Here is an 18,178-nt window from a genome sequence, read left to right as displayed (position 1 = left end):
GAATCATGTCCATGTTGATGACCTTTCAGGATGCTTTTAGACTCCTTGCACATTTGGATGCAGGAGTAATGGGCATTGTTCTCGTCTCTCTTCAGGTCAGCTTGACGGCACTCCTTTTAGGTACCCTGATTGGGCTGCCGATTGGTGCTCTATTGGCCACCGAAGAATTTCGGGGTAAACAAACGATTACAGTTACCCTGAATACACTCATGGGCGTCCCAACAGTCATTGTTGGCGTTGTGGTCTACCTCTTACTCTCGCGCACAGGGCCTTTAGGCGTATGGGGATGGCTTTTTACACCCAAGGGCATGATCCTTGCCCAAACACTGCTCACAACCCCTTTAATTGCGGCTCTAAGCCGCCAAATTTTGGAAGATTCCTGGAGAATTCATCGGGATTCATTTATGGCCCTTCGCTTACCCAGAATGGCCTCCCTCAAATGGCTGATTTGGGACTGTCGCTTCTCACTGACTATTGCCGTCCTAGCTGGACTAGCTAGAGCAATATCCGAGGTTGGAGCCGTCATGATCGTGGGCGGGAACATTGATCAATCCACTCGAACCATGACCACTGCGATTGCCTTAGAAACAAGCAAGGGCGACCTCCCTCTTGCGCTTGCCTTAGGAATTGTCTTACTGGGCATTGTGTTACTAGCCAACCTTTTCACATTTGTAGTTCGCCAAATTGCGGAGCGACGCTATGGTTAATCCCTCCGAACAATTTCAGCAATACATCGAGCTACAGGACATCATTGTTAAAAGTGATGGTCGGACTATATTGGATATCCCCCACGCACTCATTCCTGCAGATCGAATTAGCGCCTGTATTGGGCCCAATGGCGCCGGAAAAACCACATTCCTCAAGTTAATTGATGGTTTGATCACACCGAATTCAGGCACGATCACGCACTCAAGAAGATCCATCAAATCATCCTTGGTATTGCACCATACGCCAATGATTAAGGCCTCCGCTAGAACTAATATTGCGATGGTCCAAGACTCTGATCCTTCTATTGAGTCGAGGGCTATTGATGCCGTCATAGAGCAGATCGGTTTAAGCCGTCTTGCGAATAGTCCTGCTCATAAACTCTCAGCAGGAGAAAGACAAAAGCTATGCTTAGGTCGAGTCATATTGCAAAAACCCAATTTGGTATTGCTAGATGAACCCACCGCCAATCTAGATCCAAATACTACAGAGCAAGTAGAAGAAATCATCCGCCAATTTAAGCTTCATGGATCAGATGTCATCTTTACCTCCCACCAGCTGGCACAAGTACAAAGACTAGCCGAGTACATTATCTTCATTGATCAGGGCCAGATAAAAGAAAAAGGACCCGTAGGTCCTTTCTTTGCCAATCCTCAGACACAAGCAGCAAAGCGCTACTTACATCAAGAGTTACTCTCCGACTAATTACTTTGCAGCTGGCGCTGCAGCAGCAACCGGTGCAACAAATGGAGGTGGCGCTACACAGGCTGCTGGTGCTGGAGTACCGGAAACCTTGTATTGGTCGGCAATCTTATTTTGCACTTGGCAAAGCTTGAAAGCTCCAACCTTACCAGCATAAGCCGTTTTAGCCTTCTTTAGATCAGCCTCTGCCTGAGCTTCAGGCGATAGTGGGGGTAAGGCTGCGAAAGCAAAAGCACTTACAAATGAGCAGAGTGTAAAAGCAATGATTTTTTTCATGGCCATGTCCTTATTTATTAATCTTGTCATACCAGAGCTCATGGTGCTCTTTAGCCCAAGTAGCATCAACATAGCCAGTCTTCATACCGTCGATTGAACCCTGCATACCAATCGTACCGATGTAAATGTGGCCCATTGCCATTGCTGTCATCAAAATAGCTGCAGAACTGTGGATGATATTGGCCAATTGCATAGTTCCACGCAAGTATTGGATGTCCATGAATGGCACGATCATGTCGAGCACAAATCCTGAAGCTGAAATAATCAGGCCTAGGAAAACCATGCCGAACCAGAACCAGAACTTCTCACCAAAGTTGAAGAAACCTGCTGGCACATGCTTACCAGAGAAGAGTCCACCAAAAGACATTAACCAAGCCATGTCACCTTCCCCAAAGACGTTCTTGCGAACAAAGAGGAAGAAGAAAATCACAATACTTAAAGTAAAGAGTGGCCCAACAAAGTTATGGATGTTCTTGCAAACCATCAAGAAAGAACCATACGCAGCGCCGCCCATCAATGGCATCGCAAAGAACTTGCCGTACAAAATTAACAGGCCAGTCAATGCAAGAGCAATAAAGCTAAATGCCATGGTCCAATGCGTGAGGCGATCAAAGCCGCTAAAGCGCTTGATCTTCACGCCTGATAGAGGCTCATGTAACTTGATTGAGCCCTTGAGGGTGTACATCGCAATCACACCAAAAAATGCAAGGGCTAGGAGCCAGCCACCATAAACAGTGATCACGCCATTACGAATTAGGCGCCATTGCTGACCTGAGCGTTGAATTAATACGCTCGCCTCTTTGTCTGGAATGCTGACGTAGTTATAAGGAGCACTGTTGGCTGTATCCCAAATAGCACCCTCTTTTGGGGCGGTATTCGCCGGCTGAGATTGCGCTTGAGTTCCGTCGGGAATCGTATTGAGATTCTTAGGGAAATCAATTCCACTTGGCGATGGCAAAGGTTGCATTGGCGCACGATCTGCCAGAGCAACCCCGCTTAACAAACTCAGTGAAACGCCCAGAGCCAAGACCCAGGAGCGACTAACACTTGAAAATGATCGATTCATACAAATATCCTTAAACGTTTTCGTTTTATTTATTGTTGTTTAACTGATCACTTAGCGCGTGAATACTCAGATTGCTTCTGATTGCGCTTGTTAATCGCCTCCGCCCAACTAGCTTGATTACCCGGAGTCCAGCCCTTTGTCATGAATCCATTATCAGCACCCATGTAAGGGGCTACATCAGGACGCTTGGCAGCTTTCGCTGCAATTTCTGGTGGCTCGGAACATGCCGCCAACAAAGTACCAGCAGCCAAACACAAGCCGAGAGTTTTGAAATTCAATTTCATGACTTTGCTCCTGGAATTTTGTCAGCGGGTGTCGGCTTCGGTGCAGGTGATCCCGAAGGACCATAAGCAGTAGACCAACCAAAAATATCGGTACTTGGATAACGACCATTAGCTTCACGAACTGATACACGCTTAGCGTAGATGGAAGAAATTACTTCGTCATCGCCACCAATCAAAGCCTTGGTTGAACACATCTCAGCACACAAAGGTAATTTGCCTTCGGCTAAGCGGTTACGACCATACTTCTCAAATTCAGCAACGCTACCGTTCACTTCTGGGCCACCGCTACAGAAGGTGCACTTGTCCATCTTGCTACGGGAACCGAAGGCACCCTGACTTAAGAATTGAGGTGCGCCAAATGGGCATGCAAAAGAGCAATAGCCGCAACCAATGCAAATGTCCTTGTCATGCAGCACTACACCCTCATCGGTGCGGTAGAAGCAATCTACTGGGCAAACTGCCATACAAGGTGCATCCGAGCAGTGCATACAAGCAACTGAAACAGACTTTTCCTGGCCAACAATACCGTCATTTACCGTAACAACTCGGCGACGATTGATACCCCAAGGCACTTCGTTATCGTTTTTACAAGCTGTGACACAGCCGTTGCACTCAATGCAACGCTCTGTATCGCAGATAAATTTCATTCTTGCCATGATGTTCTCCTGACTTTATTTTTTAACTTAGGCAAATTTTTCGATTTGGCACATAGTGGTTTTGGTTTCTTGCATCATCGTTACCTGGTCATAGCCATAGGTTGTTGCAGTATTCACTGCCTCACCTAAAACTACTGGGGCAGCGCCCTCTGGGTAATATTTGCGCAAGTCATTGCCTTGCCACCAGCCTGCAAAGTGGAATGGTACGAATGCGGTACCTTGGTCAACGCGTGGGGTTACCAATGCACGCACTTTGATCTTGGCGCCGGTTGGTGACTTCACCCATACGTAATCCCAATTCTTAATGCCGCGAGCTTCTGCAGCCTTAGGATTGATCTCCACAAAGTTCTCTTGTTGCAACTCAGCCAACCATGGGTTGGAACGAGTTTCGTCTCCTCCACCTTCGTACTCAACCAAACGACCAGAAGTCAAAATGATTGGGAACTTTTCGTAGAGCTTCTCATTCAAGTTCTTATCCTGAACTGTTTTGAAAAGGGTTGGCAAGCGCCAGAAATTCTTCTTATCTGCAGAAGTTGGGTACTTGCGCATCATTGGCTCGTTAGTACTGTAGAGAGCTTCACGGTGCACTGGAATGGCATCTGGGAAGTTCCATACGACTGCACGTGCTTTTGCATTGCCAAATGGATGGCAACCATTCTTCATGACAACGCGTTGAATACCACCAGATAAGTCAGTCTTCCAGTTCTTACCTTCAGCTGCCTTTTGCTCTTCCTCAGTCAACTGACTCCACCAGCCCAGTTTCTTCATAAAGACGTGATCAAACTCTGGGTATCCAGTTTTAATCGCTGAACCCTTAGAGTAAGAGCCATCTTCAGCCAACAAATTCTTACCGTCTTTTTCAACGCCAAAGTTTGCGCGGAAATTACCGCCACCTTCCATGACACTCTTACTGGTGTCATAGAGGTTTGGTGAGCCAGGATGCTTGATAGCCGCAGTTCCGTAGCAAGGCCAAGGCAAGCCATAGTAATCGCCTGCTGTGTCGTAGCCCGTTACTGGATCAACACCACCGCGTGACTTCAATGTCTTCGGATCAAATACGCCTGCCATTCTCATGTGAGCCTTCAAGCGCTCAGGAGTTTGGCCGGTGTAACCAATCGTCCAAACACCACGATTAATTTCTCGCAAGATGGATTCAATTTCAGGCTCTCTCCACTGCTTACCTGCATATTTCGAGCTCAACATCTTGTAGTTAACTGATAACTCTTGACCAAAACCAAGGCGATCAGCAAATGCTTGCATGATCACGTGGTCAGGAACAGACTCAAACAACGGATCAATTACTTTCTCACGCCACTGCAGCGAACGATTTGATGCTGTAGCAGAACCTGTTGTTTCGAACTGTGTCGTAGCTGGCAATAAATACACGTTGCGATTCTTATTGACAACATCACCCTCTGCAGGAGGCATTGCTGCCATTGCCGCAGTCGCACTTGGATATGGATCAACCACTACTAACAAATCCAACTTATCCATCGCGCGCTTCATGTCAAGTCCGCGAGTTTGTGAGTTTGGTGCATGACCCCAGAAGAACAAACCTTTAACGCTGGTTTGTTGATCGATCATGTCATTTTTCTCGAGCACCGCATCGACCCAACGAGAAACCGTAGTACCTGATTTCTCCATCATGTTTGGAGCGTAACGACCTTTGATCCACTCGTAGTCCACACCCCATACAGTGGCGTAGTGCTTCCATGAACCTGCTGCAAGGCCGTAGTAGCCTGGCAGTGAATCTGGGTTAGGGCCAACGTCAGTTGCACCTTGAACGTTATCGTGACCGCGGAAAATGTTAGCGCCACCACCGGACTTACCGATGTTGCCCAAAGCTAACTGCAGAATACAAGAGGCACGAACCATAGCATTACCAATGGTGTGCTGAGTTTGCCCCATACACCAGACCAAAGTGCTTGGACGATTCTTCGCCATAGTTTCAGCAACTTTGTACATCTGTGCTTCTGGAACTCCACATGCTTCTTCTACATTCTTTGGAGTCCACTTTTCCATAACTTCTTTGCGGATCTCATCCATACCGTACACGCGGTCATTGATGTACTTCTTATCTTCCCAACCATTGTTGAAGATGTGATACAGAACACCAAACAAGAATGGAATATCAGTACCTGAACGAATGCGGACATACTGATCAGACTTTGCTGCAGTACGGGTGTAACGTGGGTCAACTACGATGACCTTGCAACCATTTTCTTTTGCATGCAACAAGCTGAGCATTGACACTGGATGCGCTTCTGCAGCGTTTGAACCAATATACAAAGCCGCCTTGGCATTCATCATGTCGTTATAGCTATTGGTCATCGCACCATAGCCCCAGGTGTTGGCAACACCGGCAACTGTAGTGGAGTGGCAAATACGGGCTTGATGGTCTGTATTGTTGGTTCCGAATAAAGAAACCCACTTGCGCATTAAATAAGACTGTTCGTTGTTATGCTTTGAGGAGCCAATAAAGAACAAAGAATCTGGGCTGTACTTGCTACGCAAATCTTTCATCTGCGCAGTGATTTCAGTCAAAGCCTGATCCCATGAGATTCTTTGATACTTACCATCAACCAACTTCATTGGGTAACGTAAGCGGAAATCTCCATGCCCATGCTCACGCAGGGATGCGCCCTTCGCGCAGTAAGCACCCAAGTTAATTGGGGAATCAAATGCAGAGTCTTGACGAACCCAAACACCGTTCTCAACAGTAGCGTCAGTTGCGCAACCTACTGAGCAGTGAGTACAAATCGTTCTCTTAACTTCGATCTTGCCCTTGCCATCGAGCATTGCCTTGCTTTGCTCGGCAGATGCCTTCTGCACCAATGTTAATTGGCTTGCCGCGATACCAGCACCAACACCGACGCCGGAGCGCTTGAGGAAGGTACGACGATCCATCGTTGGCACTGCAGATTGGAGTCCGCGTGACAAGCTACCGATGAGACGTGATGCAGGTGTAGAGCGGCCACTCTGTGGGGTATTGGATTTACGAGTCAGACTCATATGTTGTCCCTGAAAAATATTTTTATTTAATTATTTGGAAACGACTTCATTAACAACTAGATTTAAAGCATTGTGGTTTCGTAGTACTTACGAATGTGCGCAGACAACTGATAACCGTCATCTTTACCCTTAACAGTGCTTCCAATTTCTTGAATCACCGCCTTACCAATTGAGGTTTGCGAAGCAACAGCAACGGCGCCAACTGTGGCACCTGCTCCGATGAAAAACTTTCTGCGTGAAGGCTTATTTTCTTCATTTACTGCAGTTGCGGATTTGGTAGTCATCGCATGCTCCTAGTTAGTGCAAATTTGATATAGATCAAGTGTAATTGGTAATTGTATTTTTTGCATATTTGGAATTAATATATTTTTAGGTGCTTTCCTCTTGTGCAACGCAACATCAAATCATGTCAAAACTCTGCCCTTCGATAGCAAGAAATTCCCGAGTCAATGCAGCAACCGGATGGTAAAGATGCATGTCTGGAATATTTTCTATTGCATCGCACAATTCGTCATACCAAGGGCGAATATGGTCATTGAAGAAAACGCGCTGATTGGTCAGGTTAGATATCTCTACGTCATCCCCCGCTATGAGATATCTCATTACTTCACACAAGGCAGACAAGTGATCCTCAGTCTCGGTAACCTCTTCGGCGGATACCAGGCCAAAGGTATCTAAAGCGCGACGAATATCAACTAAGGGCTTTTCATTTAAGTGTCCAGCCATATAGAAGGAGCCGTTCAGAATCACATTGGGACGGCCAACGCTAATGAAATTGCGATCAAATTCCTCATGCCAAGCTTTGGCTGGATTATTTTTGGCAACCTCCACCACGCTATCCCACACCTTGGCTAGCGGCGCGTCATCAGCCTGGACTTCCTGGCCATCTGGAATCGAAGCAGCGATTTGATCCAGTAACTCTTGATCAGGCGGCTGATGAAAGAGTCTGGCAATCAAGCCATATAAATCTGCTCTAGCCAGATCCTCAGGCAAACCCACATCACCAACCTCAGTCGAGGCGCCTGCTTTTATTTGCTCACTCATAACTCTTTCTTCACCATATCAACCACACGACAATCACCACACATCTTTAGCCTATCTAGGCCAGCTCCCGCAAAAGCACCATGAGCCCCCAACTTCACCAACATCAGATCAACCATCTTCGCGGTTCCAAAGACCTTACCGCAGCTGATGCAATGGAAGGGCTTGGTCTCGTTGAGCTCCACTCTTTGCTTGCGCTCCTCCACAGTTTGTAAACGCGGGGCTAAAGACAGTGCTTGTTCTGGGCAAGTTTGAACACAAATGCCACATTGAACGCATTGCTTTTCTATGAAAGAAAGTTTAGGTTCATCCAGGTTATCCAGCAAAGCACCTTCTGGACAACTACCCACACATGACATGCAAAGTGTGCAGGCATCCTTATTGATATTTAAGCCGCCTAAGAAGGATGATTTTGGTAAAGCAGTACCACCTGCAGAAAGCGGGGTTTTAGCTTGCTTTTGCAAGTGCTCCAAAACCATTTCAACAGTTTCGCGCTTCTGGTTACCCAAACCAAAACTGGCAGGCGAACAAATTGCTGGCAAAGAACCACGTTGACGCAACTTGCCCATTGCAGCGGATGCAGGCTGCAGATCATCAGCAGAGCTAATCTGTATCAGCGATAGTCTGGCATCAAATCCATAGGCAGCCAAAATCGCATTACCCAAATCTGTTTGGGTTTCAAGTGCGGCGCGATAAGCAGGGTCTTCATCACCCGTGAGTAGCAGAATGACTTCACCAAAACCATAGCTAAGAGCGCCGAGCCACAAATCTAAACCGGTGGAGGCAATGTGCTCGACTCCAAATGGCAGAACAAAGGATGGCAATGCCTCAAATTGCTTTGGTCTTAAGTGAGCCAAGCGCCCAAGAGAATCTAAAGCTTGAGTGCCAGATTTAAGGGAATGCAACAGTAAAGCAGGCGCTTGTGATTGTTTTGCCTTAGCACTCTCAGCAGCAAACACATTAGCAAGCGTTTTAATCTCTTTACCCTGATGAGACACGCTTGGATAGTTATAGCGCATTGCACCTGATGGACACACCGTCGAGCAAGCTCCGCAACCCATACATAAATTAGGATTGACTTCTACAGTGCCCTGCCCGCTTTTGAATAAGGAGGAAATGGCGCCTGTTGAACACACATCGATACAAGCGCTGCAGCCTACTTTGCCGTTGCGCCCGTGAGCACAAATCTTTTCGTTATAGGCAAAGTATTTAGGTTTCTCAAACTCACCAATTAAACCTAATAATTCGTTTGCCACTAAAGCTTGCTCAAGCGGATCTTTTCCGGGGGCAAAGTAGCCTTGTGGAGTTTGACTCATTCGCATCTTGGGATCAGCACGTAGATCCATGATCAAATCAAACTCGGCATTACGTTGACGGTCGACGCGATCAAAATTAATTGCACCAATACCAGCGCAGGCTGTGATGCAAGCTCGGTGGGATTTGCATTTATCTAAATCAATTTGGAAGGAATCGTCAATTGCACCTTCGGGACAAACCTCAACACAAGCTCCACAGCGTGTACACATCTCTGGATCGATTGGGTTTTGCAAACTCCAATCAACTGAAAAGTTACCTAAATATCCATCTAATTTAATTACGTCGCCGGTGTAGATCGGGAAATTTCTTGCGAGTGGCAATGCGCCCGGTTCCGCACAGAGAACCGAGACATCAAGAGAATCGCTCAGTTTTTCAGCCCAAGGCAAAGCCTGATCTCCAGAGCCAACAATCAATAAGCGACCCTGACTTTCATAATTGACGACCGGGACTGGATCTGCTTCAGGCATCTCTGCCAGAGCAAGTAATGCAGCAATCTTCGGTGTAGAAGTTTTAGCCTCTTGAGTCCACCCAGCCACTTCACGAATATTGACAAAGCGTAATGGGGCTACCAAAGGTTTTGTAGATTGCTCAGCAAGCTCACCAAATAAAGCACGCTCCTGAGTACAGGCAATGACGATAGCGTCGCTACCATCGAATGCCTTGATGACTGAGCCAATCTCCTGCCTACATAAGGAGGTGTGCATAGTAAGACCCAAAGCCTTACCATCCAAAGGCATGGTTCCATTGCAATTACAAACTAATTTTTGACTCATTGATTTCTTCTTAACTGGTTTTCTTATCCACGGGCAATGGGTCTTTATCCCCCTCTTCCTGAATAGGTACTGGTGTGGATGTTAAATCAGTCTGGGGCGCTAGGGGTAAAGCCTGCTCTTTCGGTTCAGAGGCTTTGTTATCGACAGCTTGTGTAACCGGGGTCTCCTCATCACTATCTTTGCGGAAAATGTTGAGCATGTCAGATTGCACCATTCGCTTGAGCATTTCCAGTGGAATGGGATCTGGCTTGGAATAATCATCGATATAAATATCCAAACCATCCATGACATTGAAATGGGGGTCTGAGAACATCTTTTTCATCGCCGCTTGCTGAACTGCAGGATCCACATCCGGCTTCATAAAAGAAGAGAAGTCAGGAGCAAAACGATCGATCTTCTCTACATCGTCCAAAGTAGCTGACGGGAGAGCTTCTTTGGTATCAGCGGAATCCTGCTGTATTTCAGAAGGATTTGTTAACTCTTGCTTAGTCTGATCGGCTGGTTTTTTCTCGGGCTCGACTTGCTCCCCAGACTTGAGGCGTGACCATCGATTTAGAAATCCCCCGGGCATTAATCCTCCACCCCGCGGTTAGCACCTTTAAATGATTCGGGACGATGTCGCTTTTTGGGTTCAGGACGGTAATGCTCGTTCACATACTCCTGTAACCAAGAGGCATGCTCCGAAGATAAGGGAATGTTATCGACTGATTCGCCACCATCCAGTAAGCGGCCTGCTTCGTTATAGCTCACGCTAATACGATGCGGAACAGCAATCGTTATCTCTGATTTAGCTAACTCGATTGACTGAGTATCAATGTAGCGTTCAATATCTTCCTCTAAGCGCCACATCACAAACCAGCAAGGCTGAGGGGCTGATAAGTTGAGGTAATAACCTTCAGCCTCATCCGGAAACAAATTGAGCTCATATCCGGTAAATAACCAAGACTCACCTTGATCATCGCGCCCTAAGAACTGCCCAATAATTTTTCCCTCATCGGCAGTTGCATTATTAAATTCCCCAAAATCCGGCAATACCTCCCGAGGCTCCCAACGATAGGAAATCCAGGGGTTATCAACGAACTGCTTACGCATGAGAACTGCAAAACGCATAAGACCTCAGGTGTTTTGAACCACGATGTTAGGGAATTTACTGCTCATATCTTTTGAAAGCGCCGCTACTTTAATGGCAACTCGTCTTGCAATCGTCTTATAGATTGCACTGATAGCGCCATCAGGATCAGCCACTACAGTTGGGCGCCCTGCATCAGCCTGCTCACGAATCGATAAATTGAGCGGTAAGTCACCCAAGAAATCAACCCCATATTCTTTGCACATCTTTTGGCCACCACCGGTACCAAACACATGCTCCTCATGACCACAACTTGGGCAAACATAAGTGCTCATGTTTTCAATGATCCCTACAATCGGAACGCCAACCTTCTCAAACATCTTTAAGCCCTTACGCGCATCCAGTAAGGCAACATCTTGAGGAGTGGTCACGATGACTGCGCCGGTGACAGGCACCTTCTGAGCAAGCGTTAACTGAATATCCCCGGTACCTGGCGGCATGTCCACAATCAGGTAATCAAGATCACGCCAACGTGTCTGACGAAGCAATTGCTCGAGGGCTGAAGTTACCATTGGACCGCGCCACACCATGGGCGCATCATCATCGATTAAAAAGCCAATAGAGCTCGCTTGAAGGCCATGGCCTTCCATAGGCTCCATCGTATTTTCTTCAATCGAAGTTGGCCTGCCAGTAATACCGAGCATCATCGGTTGACTCGGTCCGTAGATGTCTGCATCCAACATGCCTACTTGCGCACCTTCCGCAGCCAAGGCTAAAGCTAGATTTACTGCTGTGGTGGATTTTCCTACTCCACCTTTACCGCTGGCTACAGCAATAATATTTTTTACATTAGGTAGTAACTTCACTCCACGCTGAACAGAATGTGCCACGATTTGACTGCTGACATTGACGCTGACATTCTTGACATCAGGTAATTCTCGAAGAACAGCAATAACAGATTTACGAATCGCATCAAACTGACTTTTGGCTGGATATCCGAGAACGATGTCTAAGCTAATATCGCCGCCGTCTACTTTTAGATTTTTGACGCTCTTTGCCGACACAAAATCAATTTGCGTATTTGGGTCAACTAAATTCTTTAATGCTGCTTGCACAGCCTCTACAGTAAGCGCCACCGACTTCTCCTAAGATAAACATTCCCACAAGGGAATCTCAATAGGGTTTATTGAGATGTATTACAAATAATGGAATAGTGGGTAGATTAACCGCACATGCAAAAAATTGCTAAAGCCGGACCAATCTCTATTGTGAAACTGGAAATCCGGCATCTGTTATGAGCTCGGCAGCCAGCTCTGGAGTGAGGGTTGTTTCCAGCGTCACTATCTGGGTCGCCAAGTCCGCCTGAACTTGGGCTTGAGGATCTTGAGCCTGCACAGCTCGAGTAACAGCATTAATACAGCCGCCACAAGTCATTCCTGATACCTTCAGCGTAAACATAGTTATCCCTTAAAAACTGTCAAAATACGGTTGTTGATGGCCTTTTTTCACCTTACGGTAGATTATCTTCTACATGCACTCCACAGAAACGAGCAATTCAGAGTTTTATACCCTAGATATAGGCGGGATGACCTGCGCCTCTTGCGTTAGTCGTGTAGAAAAGGCTTTGGACAAGATTCCTGGAGTTGAGGCAGCTACCGTCAATTTAGCGACTGAGCAGGCCAGGGTTAGGGTAAAACGCGGCTCCTCCACCCTCGCAGACATCATCGCACTTGTTAAAAAGACGGGTTATGAGGCCAAAGAAAGCTCTCCACAAGGCAATTTAGACAAGAACGCGAGCAAGTCCTTTTGGGCTGATGATGGTTTAGGTCGGGTGATTCTGAGTTTCCTGCTTTCCGCCCCACTCTTCTTACCCATGTTCTTCATGCCTTTTGGCATTCACTGGTCTCTATCGGGCTGGTGGCAGCTAGCTCTGGCCACACCAGTGCAGTTCATTTTAGGTTGGCGCTTCTACGTGGCAGGCTATAAATCTTTGATGGCTGGTGCTGGCAATATGGACTTACTGGTTGCTCTAGGCACCAGTGCTGCCTATGGACTTAGCCTGTACCTCTTGTTCGCCTCAAACCATACGCATGAACTCTACTTTGAAGGATCTGCGGTCATTATCTGCATGGTCTTATTAGGCAAATGGCTAGAGTCGCGTGCCAAGAAACAAACCAGCGAAGCGATTCGCGCCCTGCAAAAACTTTGGCCCGAGCATGCGAAAGTGTTAAACGCGGATGCTGAGCCTCAAGGCAATACAGGTGTAGGCGAAGATCAACGCCGTGACTTACCCCTTGATCAAGTGCTGCCAGGGGATCGGATATTGATACTTCCCGGTGAACGCATCCCAGTAGATGGCGTGATTATTTCTGGGTCTAGCCATGTCGATGAATCCCTGCTCACTGGTGAAAGCGAGCCAATTAAAAAATTAGTTGGATCGAAGGTCATTGGTGGCGCCTTAAATGGTGAAGGCGTACTGATAGTGACTGCTCAAGCAGTTGGTGTTGAAAGCGTGCTCTCGCAAATTATTAATTTAGTAGAGGAAGCTCAAACACAAAAGGCGCCTATTCAAAAGTTAGTTGATCAGGTGAGCGCAATATTTGTGCCCACTGTGATTATTCTTGCGCTGACTACCGGTATTGGGAACTGGCTCTACTTTGACTCCGTATCGATCGCAATCTTGCGGGCTGTCGCCGTCCTTGTAATTGCCTGCCCTTGCGCACTTGGACTTGCTACTCCAGCTGCGATCATGGCGGGCACTGGTATCGCCGCACGCTTTGGCATTTTGATTAAGGATCCTCAAGTATTGGAGTTGGCGCACAAACTCAATATCGTCGCGTTTGATAAGACCGGGACACTCACTATTGGCAAGCCACGCATGCTAGCCCTACTCCCTTTTGATCAATCATCTGCCGATACTGAAGGCATTCTCGCTACAGCCGCAGGCTTACAACTGGGGAGCGAACATCCTTTGGCTAAAGCACTGCTGGACGCATCCAAAGAAAAAGGTATAACACCAATTGCTACCTCATCAAGCAAGGGCTTGCCTGGTATTGGGATTGAAGGCGTGCCAAGCTCCGGCCCCTTTGTAGGCGAAACGCTTCGCCTACAAAGCGTAGCCTCACTTGAAGGAAGTCTGCAACACGATATCGTTTTGCAAAAGGCTCAGGGCTGTTTTGAGCAGGGTCAAACTGTTTCCGTCTTGATGAGCGTGAGTGGTCAGGATGAGCAAGCGTCAAAGCCAATTGCTGTGATTGCGTTTGGTGATGAGCTAAAGCCTAATGCGAAATCAGCAGTCGCTGCACTTCATGCATTACATATTCGGACGGTGATGCTCTCTGGTGATAACTTAGCGGCTGCAAACCGCGTAGGAAAGACTATTGGCATTGACGAAGTCTTTGCCCAAATCATGCCAAGCAATAAGGCAGAAATCATTCGAGATCTGCAGAGTAACTCTGAAGGCAAAAAACATTTCGTGGCAATGGTTGGTGATGGTGTGAATGATGCCCCAGCATTGGCAATGGCCGATGTGGGTATGGCGATGTCAACCGGAACTGACGTGGCAATGCAGGCAGCTGGAATTACTCTCATGCGCGGAGACCCAACACTAGTAGCAGCTGCAATTGATATCTCCAAAAAAACTTGGGGCAAGATTCGTCAAAATTTATTTTGGGCGTTTGCTTTTAATACGATTGGCATACCGATGGCAGCTTTGGGTTATTTATCACCCATGCTGGCTGGTAGTGCCATGGCACTCTCCAGCTTCTGCGTCTTGAGTAATGCCCTACTGCTCAAGCGTTGGCGCCCTATGCAGTCTGAAGTTATTTAAGATTCTTGCGAACTAATTCAATATCGCCGTAAAGGGCACGGGTTTCTGACTTGGTGTTATCGGTATCAGTCAGAAGTGCGATACCAATCACATTGCCTGGTGCCTCACCATAGGCCAACTTGTAGTCTGCAGCCAAGTCTCGCTCGTGCTTGCTCCACTCCCCCAAGCCATTCCAGCCAGAGTCGACCACAATCATCTTCACACGAGAGGTGTGAGCGTTATTCAAAACCGTATTGACTGGATTCTTTCCTGACCAGATATACATCACTGTGGCATATGGCATCTCTTGACCACTAATCAAGTTAGCCATCTCAAAGGTGAGCTTCTCTTTTAAAGGGAGTTTGGATTTATTACCATCAAAGGCCACCAAAATACGTAGCGGTGCATCGTCATTCTGGCTTTCCGCATTGTCTGCTTGAGGAATTGCTCCTACCGCCTTCCACTCCCACTGCAGCCATAGGTTTTGCGCTGAACGTGGTCGAAGCTTTACCGCAAGACCAGATGCTGATGTTTTAGAGTTGGCAGCAAGCACCGTACGACCTTGATAATTCTCAAGCCTGTAAATCGTGTGCTTTTTATAGGGTGCTATGCGATAAAAATGCCAACCACTTGGCATCCCATCTTTCGGCTTCTCCACAGAAAATTTCGGCAGATCTTCTTGAGCTGGCAACTGATCGGCATTAAATGCTTGGCCTGCCTCATTCTCAATTGAATTCCCTGTGAAGCCCGCGCAACCTGCCAAAGAGATTGAAATGGCAGTCAACAGCAGTAGGGATCGAAAGCAGTTTTTTGTAGGCATTCCTTGAATTGTCCCAAAGAATGGAGTGCTAAGTCTAAAATTGCGTGATGCGCCATCAATCCCCCTCAAGCTGGGCCGCTATCAGCATCTGTATTGCTGCGGTGGCTCACCTTGCCCTCGGCTTCTCGATTGAGTTCTCTGTTGATGAAGCACATTACGCTTTATACGCAAAGCATCTCGCCTGGAGTTACTTTGATCATCCACCATTAGTTGGCTGGATCCAGTGGCCATTAGTTGCTCTCACTTCATCCGAGGGGATCATTCGCCTCATTCCAGAATTACTTTGGGTACTTTCTGCTTGCTTGGTATATCAGGTAACTATTGAAATTCATCACCTCATGCAGGGACGTAATGCGGGTTACCTAACCACCGCCCTACCTTCTGCCAATCTATGTGGATTGATGGCTGTGTTAGCAATCATTGCAGCCCCACTACCGCATGTTTTAGCAATCGGTCTTTTGCCTGACACCTTGCTCGCACCCTTAAGTCTGGGTTTAATATTGACGGCTTTGCGCTGGATCCAAAATGATTACTTCACTGTTTCTGACTGGATGATTACTGGCTTGCTACTGGGCCTAGCAGGTCTGAGCAAATACACCGCCGCATTTACTGCATTTGCCCTGCTCTTTGTTTTCTTGGCCTTACCAAAGAAACCTTGGATTACTAAAGCGGGCTTCTGGATTGCGGCAGCAGTTGCCTTAATTGTGATTAGCCCAGTGCTGTATTGGAACTGGATCAATGATTGGATCTCATTCAAATATCAAATTGCCCATGGTAGCGGTGGCACTTGGGCGTGGCGTAGAGTTGGCGCCTTCATTGGCATTCAGATTGCCTGCTTTGGACCTCTATTACTTTTAGGCGGCTATACATTTATTAAGCATTGCCTTCACTCCCAGAAGCTCGTTCTTATTGCCTTGCTGAGCTTCTTCATGATCCCTTTCATGATTTTTGCTTCACTTTCTGGAGGCGGCAGTCTTCCCCACTGGACTACACCCGCCTGGTTTTGTCTAGCGCCATTTGCCGGTATTGGGCTAGCAAAGGCATGGGCCATGCAACATCGCATGGCAATCCGCATCTTGTTTGTAGGGCAACTGCTCGTTTGCTTAATAGGCTTTGGCTACGTTCTATCGGGAGGCATGAATACAGCAGCCCTAAAGTCCAATCCAATTGCTGACCTCTACGGATGGAAGATTGCAGGCGAAAAAGCGTCTCAATTGGCGCAAGCTACCAAGGCAAACGGTATTGCAGTACAAAACTGGACATTGGGTAGTCGCGCCGCTTGGTATGCTCAACCAGTACCAGTCTTTGTATTGGACCAGCGACAGGATCAGTTTGACCTCTGGTTTGGGCAATTACCAGCTGGTGCAAACGTGCTACTAATCAATTGGTCGGGCATGACATTTAAGCCGCCAGTTGGCGGAAATCCCGGCTTTGAGCTCTGCGAGCCCCTGGATAGCCTAGAAATCATCCGTTTTGGGCAGGTTTTATCTAAATTTGACTATAGTCTTTGCCGCAACTGGCAGGACGCTGGTACGGCACGTTAATTCCCCAAATTCAAGACCTTAGGAGCCATAGGCATTATCCTTATGCCTATGAGTTCACAACCCCAAGCCACCCCAAAAGCCACATCTGGGTGGAAAGCAATCCTCAAACGGGCTTGGCCTACCATTCGCGTTGTTTTGTCAGTTGCCCTACTCTGGAAAGCTACGAGTGGAATTGATTGGCATACCCTATTCAATTCCGAAATCCGAATGCAGCCTTGGTGGTTTTTGGCTGCGTTTTTGATGATGCTATCAGCGTTTATTTGCGGTGGACTGCGCTGGGGATTTCTAATGCGCAAAGTTGGATTCCAAGGAAGTCTCACAAACTTTGTAGCCCTCTATTTTGCTGGTGGACTGATCAATCAGGGATTGCCAAGCACGCTTGGTGGTGACAGCTATCGCGCCATTACCGCCACTCATTTGAATAGCAGCGGCAAATTGACTGAAGAAAAAGACTTGAATGAGGAGCTTCATCACTCGGTTGACTTAGAGCATGCAACCCCTAAATTGCGTCTGAGTTTTTCTATGGTTCTAGTTGATCGCCTACTTGGCTTGGCAGGAAACAATTTATTGGGTGGACTGGGTCTCATTTTGGGTGGCGCTACCCTGGCCGCTTGGGGAACAGACTTAGGTTACGCCGTCACTGGCATCATGATTTTTGCCGGTGTATTTATTGCTGTAGTTTTGGCCTGGGGTCCGAGCTGCAACTTGCTGCAAAAATTATTAGACCGCCTAAAAATGAGCCATGCTCTGCCCGGAATTAAGTTCGCTTTTTCTTGGCCCATGAATATCGCTCAAGCGATATTTGCAATTGGCATTCATGCTTTCACAATCTTGACGCTGCTCTTCTGTCTCAAGGCCTATGGAGTTGATGCCCCCATTGAAGCGCTCATGATTGGCTTGCCTGCACTTAGCCTCCTTTTAATGCTACCGATTAGCATCTCAGGCTGGGGCTTGCGGGAAGCCACACTCTCTTCAGTACTGGCATTGTGGGGTGTTAGCCCATCTATGACTGTATTAGCATCCATTAGCTACGGCGCCATTACTGTTTTATCAGTATTGCCCGGTGCTTACTTTTTATTAAAACGGAAGTAATTTTTTAGAGTCA

Annotated in this window: 18 protein-coding genes; 5 read left to right on the top strand and 13 right to left on the bottom strand. The window is 47.2% G+C overall.

Annotated features, from left to right (window positions below; all coding sequences use genetic code 11):
• Positions 1–11 precede the first annotated feature (11 nt).
• Both A2X74_RS07550 and A2X74_RS07545 read left to right on the top strand, forming a co-directional pair.
• Complete coding sequence (locus A2X74_RS07550; RefSeq protein ID WP_299765144.1) at positions 12–707, top strand: ABC transporter permease; 696 nt, start codon at positions 12–14, stop codon at positions 705–707.
• Entirely contained in the window at positions 700–1,410 is a 711-nt protein-coding gene (locus A2X74_RS07545) for an ATP-binding cassette domain-containing protein (RefSeq protein ID WP_293624214.1), read from the top strand. The genes A2X74_RS07550 and A2X74_RS07545 overlap by 8 nt, the downstream gene beginning before the upstream one ends.
• On the opposite strand, the gene A2X74_RS07540 is transcribed toward A2X74_RS07545, so the two are convergent.
• The 12 genes from A2X74_RS07540 to A2X74_RS07485 form a co-directional block, all read right to left on the bottom strand.
• A complete protein-coding gene (locus A2X74_RS07540; protein WP_293601457.1) occupies positions 1,411–1,683 on the bottom strand; it encodes a hypothetical protein in 273 nt (90 codons plus the stop codon). It abuts the gene before it with no gap.
• A 10-nt stretch (positions 1,684–1,693) separates the two neighbouring features.
• Positions 1,694–2,749: a formate dehydrogenase subunit gamma gene (locus A2X74_RS07535; protein WP_293624215.1), complete on the bottom strand. Its 1,056-nt coding sequence runs from the start codon at positions 2,747–2,749 to the stop codon at positions 1,694–1,696.
• Between the two features lie 47 nt (positions 2,750–2,796).
• Entirely contained in the window at positions 2,797–3,033 is a 237-nt protein-coding gene (locus A2X74_RS07530) for a hypothetical protein (RefSeq protein WP_293599073.1), read from the bottom strand.
• Entirely contained in the window at positions 3,030–3,689 is a 660-nt protein-coding gene (gene fdh3B, locus A2X74_RS07525) for a formate dehydrogenase FDH3 subunit beta (protein WP_293624216.1), read from the bottom strand. The genes A2X74_RS07530 and fdh3B overlap by 4 nt, the downstream gene beginning before the upstream one ends.
• A 27-nt stretch (positions 3,690–3,716) precedes the next feature.
• Positions 3,717–6,701: a formate dehydrogenase subunit alpha gene (locus A2X74_RS07520; protein WP_293624217.1), complete on the bottom strand. Its 2,985-nt coding sequence runs from the start codon at positions 6,699–6,701 to the stop codon at positions 3,717–3,719.
• A gap of 62 nt (positions 6,702–6,763) precedes the next feature.
• Complete coding sequence (locus A2X74_RS07515) at positions 6,764–6,985, bottom strand: formate dehydrogenase (RefSeq protein WP_215386027.1); 222 nt, start codon at positions 6,983–6,985, stop codon at positions 6,764–6,766.
• Between the two features lie 115 nt (positions 6,986–7,100).
• Entirely contained in the window at positions 7,101–7,745 is a 645-nt protein-coding gene (locus tag A2X74_RS07510; RefSeq protein ID WP_293624219.1) for a molecular chaperone TorD family protein, read from the bottom strand.
• Positions 7,742–9,832: a 4Fe-4S binding protein gene (locus tag A2X74_RS07505; RefSeq protein ID WP_293624220.1), complete on the bottom strand. Its 2,091-nt coding sequence runs from the start codon at positions 9,830–9,832 to the stop codon at positions 7,742–7,744. Before A2X74_RS07505 ends, A2X74_RS07510 begins: the two co-directional genes overlap by 4 nt.
• 10 nt (positions 9,833–9,842) lie before the next feature.
• Positions 9,843–10,403 (bottom strand): DUF3306 domain-containing protein, encoded by a 561-nt coding sequence (locus A2X74_RS07500; protein WP_293624221.1) that lies wholly within the window; start codon positions 10,401–10,403, stop codon positions 9,843–9,845.
• Positions 10,403–10,942 (bottom strand): DUF3305 domain-containing protein, encoded by a 540-nt coding sequence (locus A2X74_RS07495; protein ID WP_293624222.1) that lies wholly within the window; start codon positions 10,940–10,942, stop codon positions 10,403–10,405. The genes A2X74_RS07500 and A2X74_RS07495 overlap by 1 nt, the downstream gene beginning before the upstream one ends.
• 6 nt (positions 10,943–10,948) lie before the next feature.
• Complete coding sequence (gene apbC, locus A2X74_RS07490; RefSeq protein ID WP_293624223.1) at positions 10,949–12,037, bottom strand: iron-sulfur cluster carrier protein ApbC; 1,089 nt, start codon at positions 12,035–12,037, stop codon at positions 10,949–10,951.
• Between the two features lie 127 nt (positions 12,038–12,164).
• Complete coding sequence (locus A2X74_RS07485; RefSeq protein WP_293598581.1) at positions 12,165–12,359, bottom strand: heavy-metal-associated domain-containing protein; 195 nt, start codon at positions 12,357–12,359, stop codon at positions 12,165–12,167.
• A 73-nt stretch (positions 12,360–12,432) separates the two neighbouring features.
• Between A2X74_RS07485 and A2X74_RS07480 the strand changes: the two genes are divergently transcribed.
• Complete coding sequence (locus A2X74_RS07480; protein ID WP_293624224.1) at positions 12,433–14,730, top strand: heavy metal translocating P-type ATPase; 2,298 nt, start codon at positions 12,433–12,435, stop codon at positions 14,728–14,730.
• Here A2X74_RS07480 and A2X74_RS07475 read toward each other — a convergent pair.
• Positions 14,723–15,529, bottom strand: a complete 807-nt coding sequence (locus tag A2X74_RS07475) for a DUF3047 domain-containing protein (protein ID WP_293624225.1) — start codon at positions 15,527–15,529, stop codon at positions 14,723–14,725. The genes A2X74_RS07480 and A2X74_RS07475 overlap by 8 nt on opposite strands.
• Positions 15,530–15,576: 47 nt before the next feature.
• On the opposite strand from A2X74_RS07475, the gene A2X74_RS07470 reads away from it, so the two are divergent.
• The gene (locus A2X74_RS07470) at positions 15,577–17,073 is read left to right on the top strand and encodes a glycosyltransferase family 39 protein (protein WP_293624226.1); all 1,497 of its coding nucleotides are present in this window, start codon (positions 15,577–15,579) and stop codon (positions 17,071–17,073) included.
• A gap of 48 nt (positions 17,074–17,121) precedes the next feature.
• Positions 17,122–18,165 carry a lysylphosphatidylglycerol synthase transmembrane domain-containing protein gene (locus A2X74_RS07465; RefSeq protein ID WP_299765131.1) on the top strand — a complete coding sequence of 348 codons (1,044 nt, stop codon included), beginning with the start codon at positions 17,122–17,124 and terminating at the stop codon, positions 18,163–18,165.
• Positions 18,166–18,178 lie beyond the last annotated feature (13 nt).

The sequence above is a fragment of the Polynucleobacter sp. GWA2_45_21 genome (genome assembly GCF_001830325.1).
Lineage (GTDB): Bacteria > Pseudomonadota > Gammaproteobacteria > Burkholderiales > Burkholderiaceae > Polynucleobacter.
This window is presented reverse-complemented; position numbering and strand designations above follow the sequence as displayed.